This window comes from Corynebacterium lujinxingii (assembly GCF_014490555.1).
GTDB lineage: Bacteria > Actinomycetota > Actinomycetes > Mycobacteriales > Mycobacteriaceae > Corynebacterium > Corynebacterium lujinxingii.
Window position 1 is genome coordinate 629,677 of record NZ_CP061032.1, and the last position, 13,694, is coordinate 643,370.

The 13,694-nt window shown below is 65.5% G+C and carries 12 protein-coding genes; 6 read left to right on the forward strand and 6 right to left on the reverse strand.

Annotation, left to right across the window (positions count from 1 at the left end; genetic code table 11):
- Window positions 1-187 precede the first annotated feature (187 nt).
- Window positions 188-1,021 carry an Fpg/Nei family DNA glycosylase gene (locus IAU68_RS03060; protein ID WP_171194534.1) on the forward strand — a complete coding sequence of 278 codons (834 nt, stop codon included), beginning with the start codon at window positions 188-190 and terminating at the stop codon, window positions 1,019-1,021.
- On the opposite strand, the gene IAU68_RS03065 is transcribed toward IAU68_RS03060, so the two are convergent.
- From IAU68_RS03065 to IAU68_RS03080, 4 genes are all read right to left on the reverse strand, one after another.
- Complete coding sequence (locus IAU68_RS03065) at window positions 960-1,604, reverse strand: DedA family protein (RefSeq protein WP_171194533.1); 645 nt, start codon at window positions 1,602-1,604, stop codon at window positions 960-962. The two genes, IAU68_RS03060 and IAU68_RS03065, sit on opposite strands and share 62 nt — an antisense overlap.
- A 15-nt stretch (window positions 1,605-1,619) precedes the next feature.
- On the reverse strand, window positions 1,620-3,107 hold the full coding sequence (locus IAU68_RS03070) for a glutamate-cysteine ligase family protein (protein WP_171194532.1): 1,488 nt from the start codon (window positions 3,105-3,107) through the stop codon (window positions 1,620-1,622).
- Window positions 3,107-4,741: a glucose-6-phosphate isomerase gene (gene pgi / locus IAU68_RS03075; RefSeq protein WP_202880302.1), complete on the reverse strand. Its 1,635-nt coding sequence runs from the start codon at window positions 4,739-4,741 to the stop codon at window positions 3,107-3,109. Before pgi ends, IAU68_RS03070 begins: the two co-directional genes overlap by 1 nt.
- A gap of 81 nt (window positions 4,742-4,822) precedes the next feature.
- The gene (locus tag IAU68_RS03080) at window positions 4,823-5,116 is read right to left on the reverse strand and encodes a chorismate mutase (protein WP_171194531.1); all 294 of its coding nucleotides are present in this window, start codon (window positions 5,114-5,116) and stop codon (window positions 4,823-4,825) included.
- Window positions 5,117-5,184: 68 nt separating this feature from the next.
- Between IAU68_RS03080 and pcrA the strand changes: the two genes are divergently transcribed.
- Complete coding sequence (gene pcrA / locus IAU68_RS03085; protein ID WP_186337544.1) at window positions 5,185-7,497, forward strand: DNA helicase PcrA; 2,313 nt, start codon at window positions 5,185-5,187, stop codon at window positions 7,495-7,497.
- Here pcrA and IAU68_RS03090 read toward each other — a convergent pair.
- Together IAU68_RS03090 and IAU68_RS03095 are read right to left on the reverse strand one after the other, a co-directional pair.
- Window positions 7,494-8,189 carry a M23 family metallopeptidase gene (locus IAU68_RS03090; protein WP_171194529.1) on the reverse strand — a complete coding sequence of 232 codons (696 nt, stop codon included), beginning with the start codon at window positions 8,187-8,189 and terminating at the stop codon, window positions 7,494-7,496. The genes pcrA and IAU68_RS03090 overlap by 4 nt on opposite strands.
- A 290-nt stretch (window positions 8,190-8,479) precedes the next feature.
- The gene (locus tag IAU68_RS03095; RefSeq protein ID WP_171194528.1) at window positions 8,480-9,202 is read right to left on the reverse strand and encodes a M23 family metallopeptidase; all 723 of its coding nucleotides are present in this window, start codon (window positions 9,200-9,202) and stop codon (window positions 8,480-8,482) included.
- Between the two features lie 252 nt (window positions 9,203-9,454).
- Between IAU68_RS03095 and IAU68_RS03100 the strand changes: the two genes are divergently transcribed.
- Genes IAU68_RS03100 through IAU68_RS03115 form a run of 4 tightly spaced genes read left to right on the forward strand, consistent with a single transcriptional unit; the run spans window position 9,455 to window position 13,691 of the window.
- Window positions 9,455-10,693 (forward strand): cell division protein PerM, encoded by a 1,239-nt coding sequence (locus IAU68_RS03100; protein WP_171194527.1) that lies wholly within the window; start codon window positions 9,455-9,457, stop codon window positions 10,691-10,693.
- The gene (gene purN, locus IAU68_RS03105; RefSeq protein ID WP_171194553.1) at window positions 10,680-11,285 is read left to right on the forward strand and encodes a phosphoribosylglycinamide formyltransferase; all 606 of its coding nucleotides are present in this window, start codon (window positions 10,680-10,682) and stop codon (window positions 11,283-11,285) included. Before IAU68_RS03100 ends, purN begins: the two co-directional genes overlap by 14 nt.
- Window positions 11,282-12,802 (forward strand): bifunctional phosphoribosylaminoimidazolecarboxamide formyltransferase/IMP cyclohydrolase, encoded by a 1,521-nt coding sequence (purH, locus tag IAU68_RS03110; protein ID WP_171194526.1) that lies wholly within the window; start codon window positions 11,282-11,284, stop codon window positions 12,800-12,802. Before purN ends, purH begins: the two co-directional genes overlap by 4 nt.
- 13 nt (window positions 12,803-12,815) lie before the next feature.
- Window positions 12,816-13,691 (forward strand): serine hydrolase, encoded by an 876-nt coding sequence (locus IAU68_RS03115; RefSeq protein ID WP_171194525.1) that lies wholly within the window; start codon window positions 12,816-12,818, stop codon window positions 13,689-13,691.
- The last annotated feature ends 3 nt before the right edge of the window (window positions 13,692-13,694 follow it).

The following is a 13,694-nucleotide window of genomic DNA, read 5'->3' on the forward strand; positions in this document are numbered from 1 at the left end:
GCCGTGTTAGCCACCACGAAGGCGGAGCCGACGCGGTAGCAAGGAGGGGTCTTTCCCTCCCCTCCGGCTTGCTCGATCTAAACCCAGCGAAATGGTCGTAGCGAATTGCCCAATTCCTGGGATTCGCTACGACTACTTCGCTGGAAACTGCGCGGAGGGGGAGGGCCTAGCGTGTACGCTTTCGCCCATGCCTGAAGGGGATTCGGTTTATCAGCTCTCGAAGCGGCTGCAGTGGATGCAAAACCGTGAGGTCACAGCCACGAGCATCCGCGTGCCGCGCTACGCCACCGTCGACTTCACGGGCATGATCTGCGAGCGCGTCTGGCCGTACGGCAAGCACCTATTCATGGAGTTCGTCAAAGACGGCCACCAGGCGCAGATCCTGCACACACACCTGAAAATGGAGGGCACTTGGTCGATGCACCGCGCCGGCACACGCTGGAAAAAGCCTGGTCATGCGGCTCGCGTGGTGCTTTCGCTTGACGACGACCCCAGCCCCGACATCGAACTCGTCGGCTTCTGGCTCGGCCTCGTCCGAGTCTTCCCGGCTCGGGAGTACGCGCAGGAGATGGGGTATCTCGGCCCGGACCTGCTTGCCCCAGACTTCGACCTTGATGAGGCGGTCAGGCGCATCAAAGCGGAACCGGACTGCGAGATCGGCCGCGCATTGCTGGACCAACGGAAACTCGCGGGCATCGGCAACGAGTACCGCGCGGAGATCAATTTTCTGGCTGGGACCCACCCAAGAGAGTTGGTGCGCGACGTGGACGTCGAAAAGCATGTGCGGCTGGCAAGGCGCCTGATGTGGGCGAATAAAGACGCCCCCGTCCGCGTGACCACGGGGATCAAGCGGGCGGGGGAGACGAGTTACGTGTTCGGTCGCAACAACAAGCCCTGCAGGCGGTGTGGCACCTTGATCACCAAGGGCTTCCTCGGCGGCGAGGGCGATTTGGAGCGGGTTATTTGGTGGTGTCCGCGGTGCCAGCCTGAGCCTGGCGCTCCCGCACCGCACGGCGGATGAAGAACACCAGGAACCCGAGGATGATCAGCAGCAGCACCACGTAGATCACCTTGGAGTAGGCGTCGGCGTAGCCGGTGGCTTTTTCCCAGTTCGCGCCGAGGACGAATCCGAGGTAGATCAGGATGGCGTTCCAGATGCCGGAGCCGAGGGTGGTCCACAGGCCGAAGGTGACAAGGTTCATCTTGTCTAAGCCGGCGGGGATGGAGATCAGCGAGCGTACGCCGGGGATGAGGCGGCCGATGAACACGCTGGGTTTGCCGTACTTGTGGAAGAAGTTCATCGCGGAGTCCACGTCGGAGGCGCGAACGAGCCACATCCAGTCGGCGATCTTGCGCAGCCGTTCGAGTCCGAGCCACGCACCGACGCCGTACAGCACATACGCGCCGATAACGGAGCCCAGCACGGACCAGATGAACACGTTTACCATGTTCAGCGAGCCCTGCGCGACGGTGAATCCGGCCAGCGGCAGGACGACCTCGGAGGGGATCGGCGGGAAGAGGTTCTCCAAGAGGATCGCGATGCCGACGCCGGGGGCGCCGAGGGTCTCCATGAGGCCCACAATCCAGTCGATGATGCTCTGCATTGGGCCTATCTTGCCCTACTCAACCTCGAGCGTCCAAGTATGCACCGGCGCGCCTGCCTGGGAATTTTTCATGTACTGGCGTAAAACGCGGGCGAGGCCGTCGGCACGTTCCTTGGTCAGCGCTTTCGTGTCCGGTGCGACGCGGTTCAGCGCGGCCAGTTGCCATGTGGCGCCGTTTTGGCCGGTGCGCACGCGTCCCTCGATGATCCCGAGGTACTCCTCGGCGCAGGATTCATCGACGTCGAGCGAGCGCAAACCGTCGTGGGCGAGGTCGAGCAAATACTTATCGACGAGCTCCCGCACCCCGATCGTCTTCAACGTCGGCCACTCCACTTCGGCGTCGATACCGTCCTTCGCGCCGGCGAGGAAGTTGCGGTTGGCGGCCTCGAACGACAGGCGCGACCAAACAGGGCGAGTTTGGTCGCTGAGCACCTTGACCAGGCCGTAGTAGAGCGCGGCGTCGGCGACGATGTCTTTCACCGTCGGCCCGGCGGGCAGGAGACGGTTTTCCACGCGGATGTGGCTGAGCTCGCCTGCCGGATCATAGATCGGGCGGTTCCAGCGCCAGATCGTGCCATTGTGCAGGTTGAGGTAGTGCAGCCCCGGGTTGTCGCCGTTCATGAACGGCGCGCCGGCGTCGGCGCGACCCTCCGGAAGCAGAGGTGAGAAATAGCGGACGTTCTCTTCGAACAGGTCGAACACGCTGGTGATCCAGCGTTCGCCGAACCAGACGCGCGGGCGCACGCCCTGGTTGATCAGTTCTTTGGTGCGGGTGTCGATCGACTGCTTGAACACCGGGATGCGCGACTCGTGCCACAGCTTGTGGCCCAGGAACAACGGTGAATTGGCCGACAGCGCGACTTGGATGCCGGCGATGGCCTGGGAAGCGTTCCAGGCATCGGCGAAGCGGTCGGGCGCGACCTGCAGGTGCAGCTGCATCGAGGTGCAGGTGGACTCGGGCGCGACGGTTTCGAAGTAGTGGGTGTACTTCTCGTCGCGGCGCAGGTCGATTTTCACCAGTTCGCCGCGTGACTCCAAAATCGAGTTGTTCAGCCCGGCGTAGCGGTTCTCCTGGGTCATCCACTCGTCGCTGTCGAGAAACTGCGACGTCATCGTCGGTAGCGTGCCGATCATCGCGAGGTGCGAGCCCGCGTCCTCGGCGGCCTGACGCACGCGGGCGAGGCGTTTCTCGACGCCCTCGGCCAGCTCTGCCAACCCCTGGCCCTGAATGTCCAGTGGCGGGTGGTTCATTTCGACGTTGTAGGCGCCGATCTCGGACTGGTACTCGCTATCAAGCAGCTCGAGTACCGCCTGATTGTTGGGGTGGGGCTGCATGGTGTCGTTGACAAGATTGAGCTCGAGTTCCAACCCAATGGTGCCGTGGTTGACAAACTGCGCGTCTTGCAGGTGGCGGTCGAAGCGCTCGAGTTCGTGGTCGAGGCGACGGCGGTAGGTGGTGCGCTGGCGCGGAGTGTATGACTCGGAGGAGATGGCGTCGCCCATTAGCGGTGCTTTCTGTACCAGGAGATGAGGTTGTCGGTGGATGCGTCGCCGGAGGCGGGTGCTTCTTCACCCGCGACTGCGGCGGCGAGGTCGTTGGCCTGGGCCTTGCCCAGTTCCACGCCCCATTGGTCGAAGGCGTTGATGCCCCAGATCGCGGCTTCGACGAAGACGATGTGCTCGTAGAGCGCGATCAGCGCGCCCAGCGAATGCGGGGACAGCTCCTCGGCGAGGATTGTCGTGGTGGGGCGGTTGCCGGGCATCACCTTGTGCGGGGCGAGGTCGTGGGAGACACCCTCGGCCTCGATTTCCTGCTGTGTTTTGCCGAAGGCGAGCACCTTCGTCTGGGCGAAGAAGTTGCCCATGAGCAGGTCGTGCATCGAGCCCTCGCCGGTGGCCGTCGGCAGGTCTGCGCGCGGTTTCGCAAAACCGATGAAGTCCGCCGGCACCAGCGTGGTGCCCTGGTGGATCAGCTGGAAGAAGGCGTGCTGGCCGTTGGTGCCGGGCTCGCCGAAGAAGATCTCGCCGGTGTCAAAGCCGACAGGGGTGCCGTCGAGACGCGTGCGTTTGCCGTTCGACTCCATGGTGAGTTGCTGCAGATACGCTGGGAAGCGTGCGAGATCCTGCGCGTACGGCAGCACGGCGTGGGTCTGCGCGCCGTGGAAGTTGCGGTACCAGATGTTCAGCAGCCCCATCAGCACCGGCACGTTCTCGGCAAAGTCGGCGGTGCGGAAGTGCTCGTCCATCGCGTGGAACCCGGCCAGGAAGTCGCGGAAGTTTCCCGGCCCGATCACTGTCATCAGCGACAAGCCGATTGCCGACGACACCGAGTAGCGCCCGCCGACCCAGTCCCAGAAGCCGAACATGTTGTCCGTATCGATGCCGAACTCGGCGACCTTCTCTGCGTTTGTGGATACGGCGACGAAGTGTTTGGCGATGGCGGTGTCGTCGTCAAGCGCCTCGAGCACCCAGCGCTTCGCCGCGTGCGCGTTGGCCAGCGTTTCCTGGGTGGTAAACGTCTTCGACGCGACAATAAACAGGGTCTGCTCCGGGTCGGCGTCCGCGAGCACGCGGGTGATGTCGGCCGGGTCGACGTTGGAGACGAATTCCGCTTCCACCCCGGCGTCCGCGTACGTGCGCAGCGCCTGCGCCGCCATCGCGGGGCCCAGGTCCGAGCCGCCGATGCCGATGTTGACCACCTTGGTAATCGCCTTGCCAGTGTGGCCGCGCCACTTACCCGAGTGCACCGCCTCGGCGAAGCGTTCCATGCGCCCGAGCACCTCGTGGACGTCGGCGGCGACATCCTGGCCGTCGACGCTCAACGCCTTGTCCGCGGGTGCGCGCAGCGCGGTGTGCAGCACGGCGCGGTCTTCGGTGGCGTTGATGCGCTCGCCAGAAAACATCGCATTGATGGCGTCGCGGAGGCTGGCGTCGTCGGCAAGCGCAAGCAGCGTGTCGACGACATCCTGGTCCACCAGGTTCTTCGACAAATCCACGTGCAGGCCGGCGGCGTCGAAGGTGTAGCGCTCGGCGCGGCGCTCATCGGCAGTAAAGAGGTCGCGCAGGGTGGTGCGGGTCTTTTCCGCGTGAAGTTTTTTGAGCTTCGACCAGCTCTGAGCGGACGTGATGTCGTGCATTATTGCCTCCCGGGGGCGGTCGGATTGTCCTCGATCAAACGTAGTGAAAACGCGCTCGCGACGGCGGGCGAGCCAGAATTCCTAGCCGAGCTTCCCGCGGCCGAGACGCAACAGGATCTGTGCGAGTGCCGGGCCGTCTTCGCCGAGCTCGTCGCGGAACTGGTTGATAATCGCCACCTCGCGGGTGTGCACGAGCCGGGTGCCACCGGAGCCCATGCGGGTTTTGCCGATCGCCTTTGAGATCTCGCTGCGGCGCTTCACCGCGTCCAGAATCACACGGTCCATGCGGTCGATTTCCTTGCGGTACTCCTGGATCTCCGCATCGGACAATGGGTCGTCGGTGCCGGATGGGACGCGGATTTCAAGCTCACTCATGCTTTGAGATTATGCCAGTTCGAACACACGGTCAGGGCCGTGTCGGCGGCGTTAGTACAGTAACGGCCATGACTGATCTGACCCTTGGCCTGAACCCGCAGCAACAGGCAGCTGTGGTGCACGAAGGCAGCCCGCTGCTCATTGTCGCCGGCGCCGGTTCCGGCAAGACCGCGGTGCTCACCCGCCGTATTGCGCACCTGCTGCAAAACAGGGGAGTGGCACCCTGGCAGATCTTGGCGATTACCTTCACCAACAAGGCCGCCGCGGAGATGAAGGAGCGCGTCGGCCAGTTAGTCGGGCCTGAGGCGGAGCGCATGTGGGTGGCCACCTTCCACTCCGTGTGCGTGCGCATCCTGCGTCAGCAGGCCCAGCTGGTGCCGGGGCTGAACACCAACTTCACGATTTATGACTCGGACGATTCGCGCCGGCTGCTCGGCATGATCGGCAAGGACATGAACCTCGATTTGAAGAAGTTCTCGCCGCGCGTGTTGGCCAACGCAATTTCGAACCTGAAAAACGAGCTGGTCGACCCGGAGCAGGCGCAGGCGGACGCGCAGCGCACTCACAACCCGTTCGAGACCACCGTGGCCAACGTGTTCGCCGAGTACCAGCGGCGGCTGCGCCAGTCCAACGCGCTGGATTTCGACGACCTGATCGGCGAGGTCGTGCGCATCTTCAAAACGCACCCGCAGGTCACCGAGTACTACCGGCGCCGCTTCAGACACGTGCTTGTGGACGAGTACCAGGACACCAACCACGCCCAGTACGAACTCATCCACACGCTGGTGGGCGACGGCGCGGACGCGCCGGAACTGGCCGTGGTGGGCGACTCGGACCAGTCCATTTACGCGTTTCGCGGCGCGACGATCCGCAACATCGAGGAGTTCGAACGCGACTACCCGGATGCCACCACGATCATGCTGGAGCAAAACTACCGCTCCACCCAGAATATCTTGGGCGCAGCCAACGCCGTTATCGCGCAGAACGAGGGCCGCCGGCCGAAGAAGTTGTGGACGGACCAGGGCGCCGGCGAAAAGATCATCGGCTACGTCGCGGATAACGAGCACGACGAGGCCCGCTTCATCGCCTCCGAGGTCGACGCGTTGTCCGACCGGGGAGTGCCGTACTCCGATATCGCGGTGATGTACCGCACCAACAACGCCTCGCGCGCACTGGAAGATATCTTCATCCGCTCCGGCATCCCGTACAAGGTTGTCGGCGGCACGCGCTTCTACGAGCGCCGCGAGATCCGCGACATCATCGCGTACTTGAAGGTGCTAGAAAACCCAGACGACACGGTGAGCCTGCGCCGCATCGTCAACGTGCCCAAGCGCGCCATTGGCGACAAGGCGCAGGCCATGGTCGCCCTGCACGCCGAGCAGAACAACCAGAGTTTCGGCCGCTCGCTTGCCGACGCCGCCGCGGGCAACGTCGACATGGTCAAACCGGCGGCCAAAAACGCGATCACCCGGTTTGTCGACATGATGCGCGGGCTTGCCGACGAAATGCCGGGCATGGTCAACGAGGTCACCGGCATGCCCGATCTGGGCCAGCTGGTCGCCCGGGTGCTGGACGCCACCGGCTACAAGGCCGAGCTGGAGGCTTCCAACGACCCGCAGGACGGCGCTCGCCTGGACAACCTCAACGAGTTGGTCTCCGTCGCCCGCGAGTTCTCCTCCGAGGCGGCGAACCAGGTGGCCTACATGACCGATGAGGAGATCGACGCGGTCATGCAGGAAGGCGAACCCGCGCCGGGGTCGTTACAGGCGTTTTTGGAGAAGGTCTCGCTGGTTGCCGACGCCGACCAGTTGCCGGACAACGAGCAAGGTGTTGTCACGTTGATGACCCTGCACACCGCAAAGGGCCTGGAGTTTCCAGTCGTGTTCGTGACCGGCTGGGAGGACGGGCAGTTCCCGCACCTGCGCGCGCTGGGGGACCCGGCGGAACTCGCCGAGGAGCGCCGCCTGGCGTACGTGGGCATCACCCGCGCACGCGAGCGGCTCTACCTGACCCGAGCGACGCTGCGCTCGTCGTGGGGTTCCCCGGTGACCAACCCCGCCAGCCGCTTCCTCGCCGAGGTCCCGGAGGACCTCATCGACTGGCGCCGGTTGGAACCGGAGCGCTCCTTCAACGCCGACGCGTGGGGCGCGCCGTCGCGTCCCCGCACGCAGTCGCGCGGGCCGCGCCGTGCGCCGAAGCAGACGGTGCACAAGAATTTGAACTTGTCTGCCGGAGACCGCGTGAACCACGCCAAGTACGGGCTTGGCACGGTGCTCACCGTGGAAGGCTCTGGCGTGCGGGAGACGGTGACGATCGACTTCGGATCGTCCGGCACCGTCCGGCTCATGACCATCGGCGGGGTGCCGATGGAAAAGCTCTAGATTCGGATGCCCTGCTGGGCGAGCCACGCCTCTGGGTCGGTGTGGTTCACACCGTCCGGTTTCACCTCGAAGTGGAGGTGCGGACCGGTGGATTGGCCCTCACTGCCGATGGAGGCGATCTTCTGGCCCGCCTTTACACGCTGGCCCACCTGGACGTCGTAGTAGCGCATGTGGCCGTAGATGGTCTCCTCGCCGCCGTCGTGCTTGATCACGACCCAGTTGCCGAAGCCCTGAGCAGGGCCCGCAGCGGTGACGGTGCCGTCCATCGCCGCGTAGATCGGGGTGCCCAGATCGTTGGCGATGTCGATGCCGCGGTGGACCGTTCCCCAGCGCGGGCCGTAGCCCGAGGTGTAGCGGCCCGTTGTCGGCATGACCACGGTGCGGCCGTCGGAGGTGCGCCCGCGCTGCGGTGCGACCCAGTCCGTGCCCTGTGCGGGCGCGAACGCGGTCGCGAGCGGGGTTTCCAGCGCGCGCGGGTCGTAGACGACCTTGTAGCCGCCGGCGGTGATTGTCGCGCCGTTGTCACGGATGGCGTCCGCAGCCTTAGCGAGCGCACCGAGAGCTTCACCCTGGTTCGAAACAGGGGCGCCGCCGACGGTGAGCGTCAACGCGTTGGCGGACGTCGCCGTGAGCGTCAGCGCGAGCGCTGCTGCAGCGGCAGCGGTTGCGCCGGGAAGAATTCGACGGGTCATGGTGATGCAATACCTTCTCTACGCGGGTCCGGTTCGGCGCAGCTGGGGCCACGCGCACGGCAATAGAACTTAACGTCTGTCTACATCGACGGCAATGCCGTGACCTGCACATTTGTTCTAAAATTCGAACATCGACGCCGTCGATGCAGCATAGCGCGCTGCGACTGGTGTGGAAAATGTTACCCGTGTGACTACTTTGCGGGGGTGAAAGCGCTACCCCCGGCGAGGTGGGGGCGGTGTCGTCGTAACGCAAAAAGCCCCGCCGAAGCGGGGCAGTAACAGAACGCGGCTTAGAGGGAGATGCCGCGGGCGGCCAGCCACGGGGCCGGGTCGATGGCGTTGGCGCCATCCGGCCAGATCTCGAAGTGGAGGTGGGAGCCGGTGGAAAAACCAAGGCTGCCCATGCCGGCGATCTCCTGGCCCGCGTGGACCTGCTCGCCGACGGCGACGTAAAGGGACTGCATGTGGCCGTAGACGGAAATGGAGCCGTCCTCGTGGCGGATACGGATCCACTGGCCGTAGCCCTGGGCTGGTCCGGAGTCGATTACGGTGCCGTCCTCAACTGCAAGGATCGGGGTGCCGGGGGCGTTCGCGATGTCGATGCCGGAGTGCAGGGTGCCCCAGCGCATGCCGAAGCCGGAGGTGTGCGCGCCCTCGGCCGGGAGGACGGTCAGCGGTGCGCGGGCAGCCTCGTCCTGGCGTGCGACCTCGTCGGAGTGCTGCACGGCCTTGTCCAGCTGCTCGGTGAGGTTTTCCACCGGCTTGTACTCGGAGATCGCGAGGATCTGCGGGGTGGCCTCAGCGGCGGTGTCTGCAGTGAGCTCGTCGGTGTCGGCGGCGAGCTCGATGGCGTAGTCGTCGTCCTGCTGCTTGTCGGAAGTCAGGGCGCCGGCGGCGAGGCCGGAGAAACCGGCGGTGGAGACTGCGCCGGTGGCGGCGGCAACGACTGCGACACGGCCCGTGTTGGGGGTCTGCTTGCGGTGCTTGCCGCCCTGCTGCTTCGAAATGAACATGTGCCCTCTTTGAGATCTTCCGTTGATTCCGCATTCTCCCTGCTAGCGGGCTTGCTGGCCGGGGAATCGTAATCTTCCTGTTATCTACGAGAGGTAACTGTAACGAATCGGTCTCGTCAGAGCAAGACGAATCTGAATATTGTCTTAATCGCGGGCACTGACCACAACGTTACCGTGAGGCACAGTGTAATCAGTGTGACTCGCCGGACGGATGTGGCGGATCCGGCGGCCCGGGTGGCAGAGTTGAATGCGATGAGCACCACACCCAGCCCTAGGCCGGCGTCGTCGACAAGCGGGCGCCGCAAACGTAACAACGGCGTATCCACCCGCAAGATCACCGGCATCAAGCGGCAAGACGCCCCGGCGAAAGTCCCGGAGACCACGCAGGAGCGCATCAAGCACTACCTGCCGTACGTCGCCGTGCCCAACGCCGTGATCGCGCTCGGCATCCTCGCGACCTGTTTCGCGGTCATCCTTATCGCGGGCTGGAGCCTGACCTACCTGCCGGGCGCGGTGGGGCAGGTGTGGTTCGTCTTCCACGGGGTGCCGGTGCGTATCGACGACATCGAGCTCGCCGCCGTGCCACTGTTGCCTGCGATGGGCGTGGTCGCTCTCGTCGCGCGTCGGATCCGCGCCGCCACCGCGGGCCGGGTGAGCATCCTGGACCTGACGGTGCTGTTTGGGCTTGTCGCCGCGTTCGCCCTGGTGCTCAGTGCGATCGCTTACTTCATGGTCGCCGACGCCTCGTCGGTCTACGCCGTGCAGGCACCCCCCGTTGCGGCAGCCTTTATCTGCCCGTTGCTGCTGCACCTGGTCGGCTACTGCCTCGGCGTGCGGAAGGTGGTCTGGCAGGCGCTGGCAAAGCGCGCCGGCATCCCCAAAGAAAGCGTCGACGCCGGGGCGGTCGCCGGCCGCATCGCAACGCGTCTCTTCCTGGCCGCCGGCGTGGTGTACCTCATCTTCCTCGCCGCAGGCTACGCGCGAGTGGGGGAGTTGCTCGACCAGTACCCGTCCGTGGGGTGGGGCGGTGCCCTCGGATTGATCGTGCTGTGCCTGGCGTACCTACCCAACGCTGTCGTGGGCACGCTCGCGGTGCTGCTCGGCGGCTCGTTCACCTACGGCCCGGGCGAGATCAACCTCTTTGACGCTATCTCTGTGCCGTACCCGCCACTGCCGCTGTTCGGCGCCCTGCCCGCCGAGGTGCCCGTCTGGGCGCCGGTGCTGCTGCTCATCCCCGCCGGCGTGCTCGCGCATTGCTTTATCTCGCAGCGCCTGTCGCTGGTGGGCATCGCCGCCACCGCGACGTGGTCGGCACTCGTCGGCGCTGGCGTCGGTGTGTTCAGCGCCGGTCGCGCGGGGGCGTACGGCGTGATCGGCGCCCAGCCCTGGATGCTCGCGTTGCTGCTGTTTGTCTGGGTCGCCGTCACGGGCGCGGCGGTGCTGGGGGTGGCAGCCCTGAGGCAACGCGCAGCGGACAATAGCGGTCGTTAAACTGATCGTCGTGAGTGATTCTGCGAAATCAGTTGCCGTACTCGTGTCCGGAACGGGCACCTTGTTGAGGTCGATCCTCGACAATCAGAAGGACCGCTACCGCGTAGACATCGTGGTGGCGGATCAAATTTGTCCAGGGATCCAGCGGGCGAAAAACGCCGGGATCCGTACCGCGGTGGTGCCGATGGAAACCAACCGCAACGCCTGGAACGACAAGCTCGCGGCCGCAGTGGCGGCAGTCAACCCGGACATCGTGGTCTCCGCGGGCTTTATGCGCATTTTGGGCCCCGGCTTCCTCGAGCAGTTCGAGGGCCGCACCATCAACGCGCACCCCTCGCTGCTGCCCGCGTTCCCGGGCGCCCACGCTGTTCGAGACGCCCTCGACTACGGCGTGAAGGTCACCGGCTGCACCGTCCATTACGTCGACGCCGGCATGGACACCGGCAAGATCATCGCGCAGCGCCCCGTCGCAGTCGAGGCAGGCGACACCAAGGCAGAGCTGCACGAGCGCATCAAAAAGGTTGAGCGCGAGCAGATCGTCGAATTGCTGCACAACGCCACAGTTGAAAACGGAAAGGTCCTGTTCCCATGAAAAATGAGATCAAGCGCGCTCTGATCAGCGTCTACGACAAGACCGGCTTGGAGGACCTCGCCCGTGCACTGGGCGAGGCTGGCGTCGAGATCGTCTCCACCGGCTCCACCGCAAAGCGCATCGCGGACGCGGGCGTGGCGGTGACCGAGGTCGCAGACGTCACCGGGTTCCCCGAGGTGCTCGACGGCCGCGTGAAGACGCTGCACCCGCGCGTGCACTCCGGCATCCTGGCGGACCTGCGCAAGGACGACCACAAAGCGCAGCTAGACGAGCTCGGCATCGAGCCGTTCCAGCTCGTGGTGGTCAACCTGTACCCGTTCGAGGAGACGGTGGCCTCAGGTGCATCGTTTGACGAGTGCGTCGAGCAGATCGACATCGGCGGGCCGTCCATGGTGCGTGCCGCCGCGAAGAACCACCCGTCTGTCGCTGTGGTGACCTCTCCGGAGCGCTACGCGGACGTCGCCGAAGCAGTCAAGACCGGCGGCTTCTCGGAGGAGCAGCGTCGCGAGCTCGCGCTTGAGGCGTTCACCCACACCGCGCGTTACGACGCCGCCGTGTCCTCCTGGCTGGCCTCCCAGCTCGATACCGGCGCATCGACGACCGAGTTGCGTTACGGCGAGAACCCGCACCAGGCCGCCCGCCTGGAAAGCGACGGCTGGGGCATCGCCGCCGCGACCCAGCACGGCGGTAAGGCGATGAGCTACAACAACTACCAGGACGCCGACGCCGCGTGGCGCGCCGCTTGGGACCACGAGCGCGCCTGCGTGGCGATTATCAAACACGCCAACCCGTGCGGCCTGGCTGTGTCCGACGAGTCCATCGCCGACGCGCACAAAAAGGCCCACGCCTGCGACCCGGTCTCCGCCTACGGTGGCGTGATTGCCGCGAACCGCGAGGTCACCCTCGAACTTGCGGAGCAGATCCACCCGATCTTCACCGAGGTCGTCATCGCCCCGTCCTACGCACCGGAGGCGCTCGAGCTGCTGCAGACGAAGCAGAACCTGCGCATCCTTGAAGTAGCCCCCAAGCAGCTCGACGAGGAACGCAAGCAGATCACCGGCGGCTGGCTCATCCAGGAGCGCGACCAGTTCCAGGCCGACGGCGACGCCGCGGCGAACTGGAAGCTGGTTGCCGGTGAGGCGGCCGACGAGCTGACCCTGGCGGATCTCGAGTTCGCGTGGCGCTCGGTGCGCTGCGTGAAGTCCAACGCGATTCTCATTGCCGACGACGGCGCCACCGTGGGCATCGGCATGGGCCAGGTCAACCGCGTCGACTCGGCGAAGCTCGCCGTCGACCGCGCGAACACGCTCGATGAGGGCCGCAACCGCACCAACGGTGCAGTGGCCGCATCCGACGCGTTCTTCCCGTTCGCCGACGGGTTCCAATTGCTTGCCGACGCCGGCGTGAAGGCCGTCGTCCAGCCCGGCGGTTCCATCCGCGACGAGGAAGTCATCGCCGCGGCCAAGGAAGCCGGCGTGACCATGTACCTCACCGGCACCCGCCACTTCGCTCACTAGAAAGTCTGACCCCGTGTCCTCCAAACTTGCGGCGCTCGCACTGGCCGCCGGCCTGTCTCTGCCCACCATCCCTGCTCTGCCGACCTACACCGCCATCGACCAGATCCCGGTGGTGGGACCGGCGATCGTGCAGACCTACAAGCAGTTGCCGCCGCAGCTGCAGCGCGCAATCCACCTGCCGCTGCCGCTGACGGCGCCGCAGAAAGCTGCGCAGAAGCCGGCGCCGAAGCGTGTCGTCGATACGCAAGCGGAGCTCAACCGGTTGGTGCGCGAGGTTGTCGGGCGCCATGGGGGACGCGCGACCGTGTCCGTCGGCGGCGTTACCGCGGGTGACAACCGTCCGGAACCGGCGTTTTCCACGATGAAGGTGCCGGTGTCCATCGCCGCGCTGCGCAAGAGCCAGGCGAACTACCGCGACGCGGAGATCGCCGTGACGCGCTCCGACAACCCGGCGGCGCACCGCATGTTCGCGCAGGTATCGGGTGCGGAACTCGACGGCATCATCCACCAAGCCGGCTCGCGCACCACCACACCGGCGGGCTACCAGATGGGCACGATGTGGACCACGAGCGACCAGGCCGCGTTCGCCTCGGGCCTGCGCTGCGTGCCGGGCCACGAGCCGGTGCTGGACATGATGGGCCGCATTGTGGACTACCAGCACTGGGGCCTGGGCCGCATCCCTGGCGCGCGGTTCAAGGGCGGCTGGAACTACTACCAGGGCGGCCACCTGGCACGCCAGTTCGGCCTGATCCCGGGGCCGAACGGCGATGTCGCCGTGGCGATCACCGCGCATAGCCCGAAGGGGCACGAGGGCAGCTTTGCCATGCTCAACGAGCTGGCGGACGGAGTTGCCGCAATGCGCGGCGATTTCCGCACCGCACGCTGCTAATAT

Excerpts from the sequence above, each read along its gene's own strand:
- pcrA (WP_186337544.1), top strand. The coding sequence starts at position 5,185 with ATGACTGATCTGACCCTTGGCCTGAACCCGCAGCAACAGGCAGCTGTG.
- IAU68_RS03065 (WP_171194533.1), bottom strand. The coding sequence starts at position 1,604 with ATGCAGAGCATCATCGACTGGATTGTGGGCCTCATGGAGACCCTCGGC.
- purH (WP_171194526.1), top strand. The coding sequence starts at position 11,282 with ATGAAAAATGAGATCAAGCGCGCTCTGATCAGCGTCTACGACAAGACC.
- IAU68_RS03060 (WP_171194534.1), top strand. The coding sequence starts at position 188 with ATGCCTGAAGGGGATTCGGTTTATCAGCTCTCGAAGCGGCTGCAGTGG.
- IAU68_RS03090 (WP_171194529.1), bottom strand. The coding sequence starts at position 8,189 with ATGACCCGTCGAATTCTTCCCGGCGCAACCGCTGCCGCTGCAGCAGCG.
- IAU68_RS03100 (WP_171194527.1), top strand. The coding sequence starts at position 9,455 with ATGAGCACCACACCCAGCCCTAGGCCGGCGTCGTCGACAAGCGGGCGC.
- pgi (WP_202880302.1), bottom strand. The coding sequence starts at position 4,741 with ATGCACGACATCACGTCCGCTCAGAGCTGGTCGAAGCTCAAAAAACTT.
- IAU68_RS03080 (WP_171194531.1), bottom strand. The coding sequence starts at position 5,116 with ATGAGTGAGCTTGAAATCCGCGTCCCATCCGGCACCGACGACCCATTG.
- IAU68_RS03095 (WP_171194528.1), bottom strand. The coding sequence starts at position 9,202 with ATGTTCATTTCGAAGCAGCAGGGCGGCAAGCACCGCAAGCAGACCCCC.
- IAU68_RS03070 (WP_171194532.1), bottom strand. The coding sequence starts at position 3,107 with ATGGGCGACGCCATCTCCTCCGAGTCATACACTCCGCGCCAGCGCACC.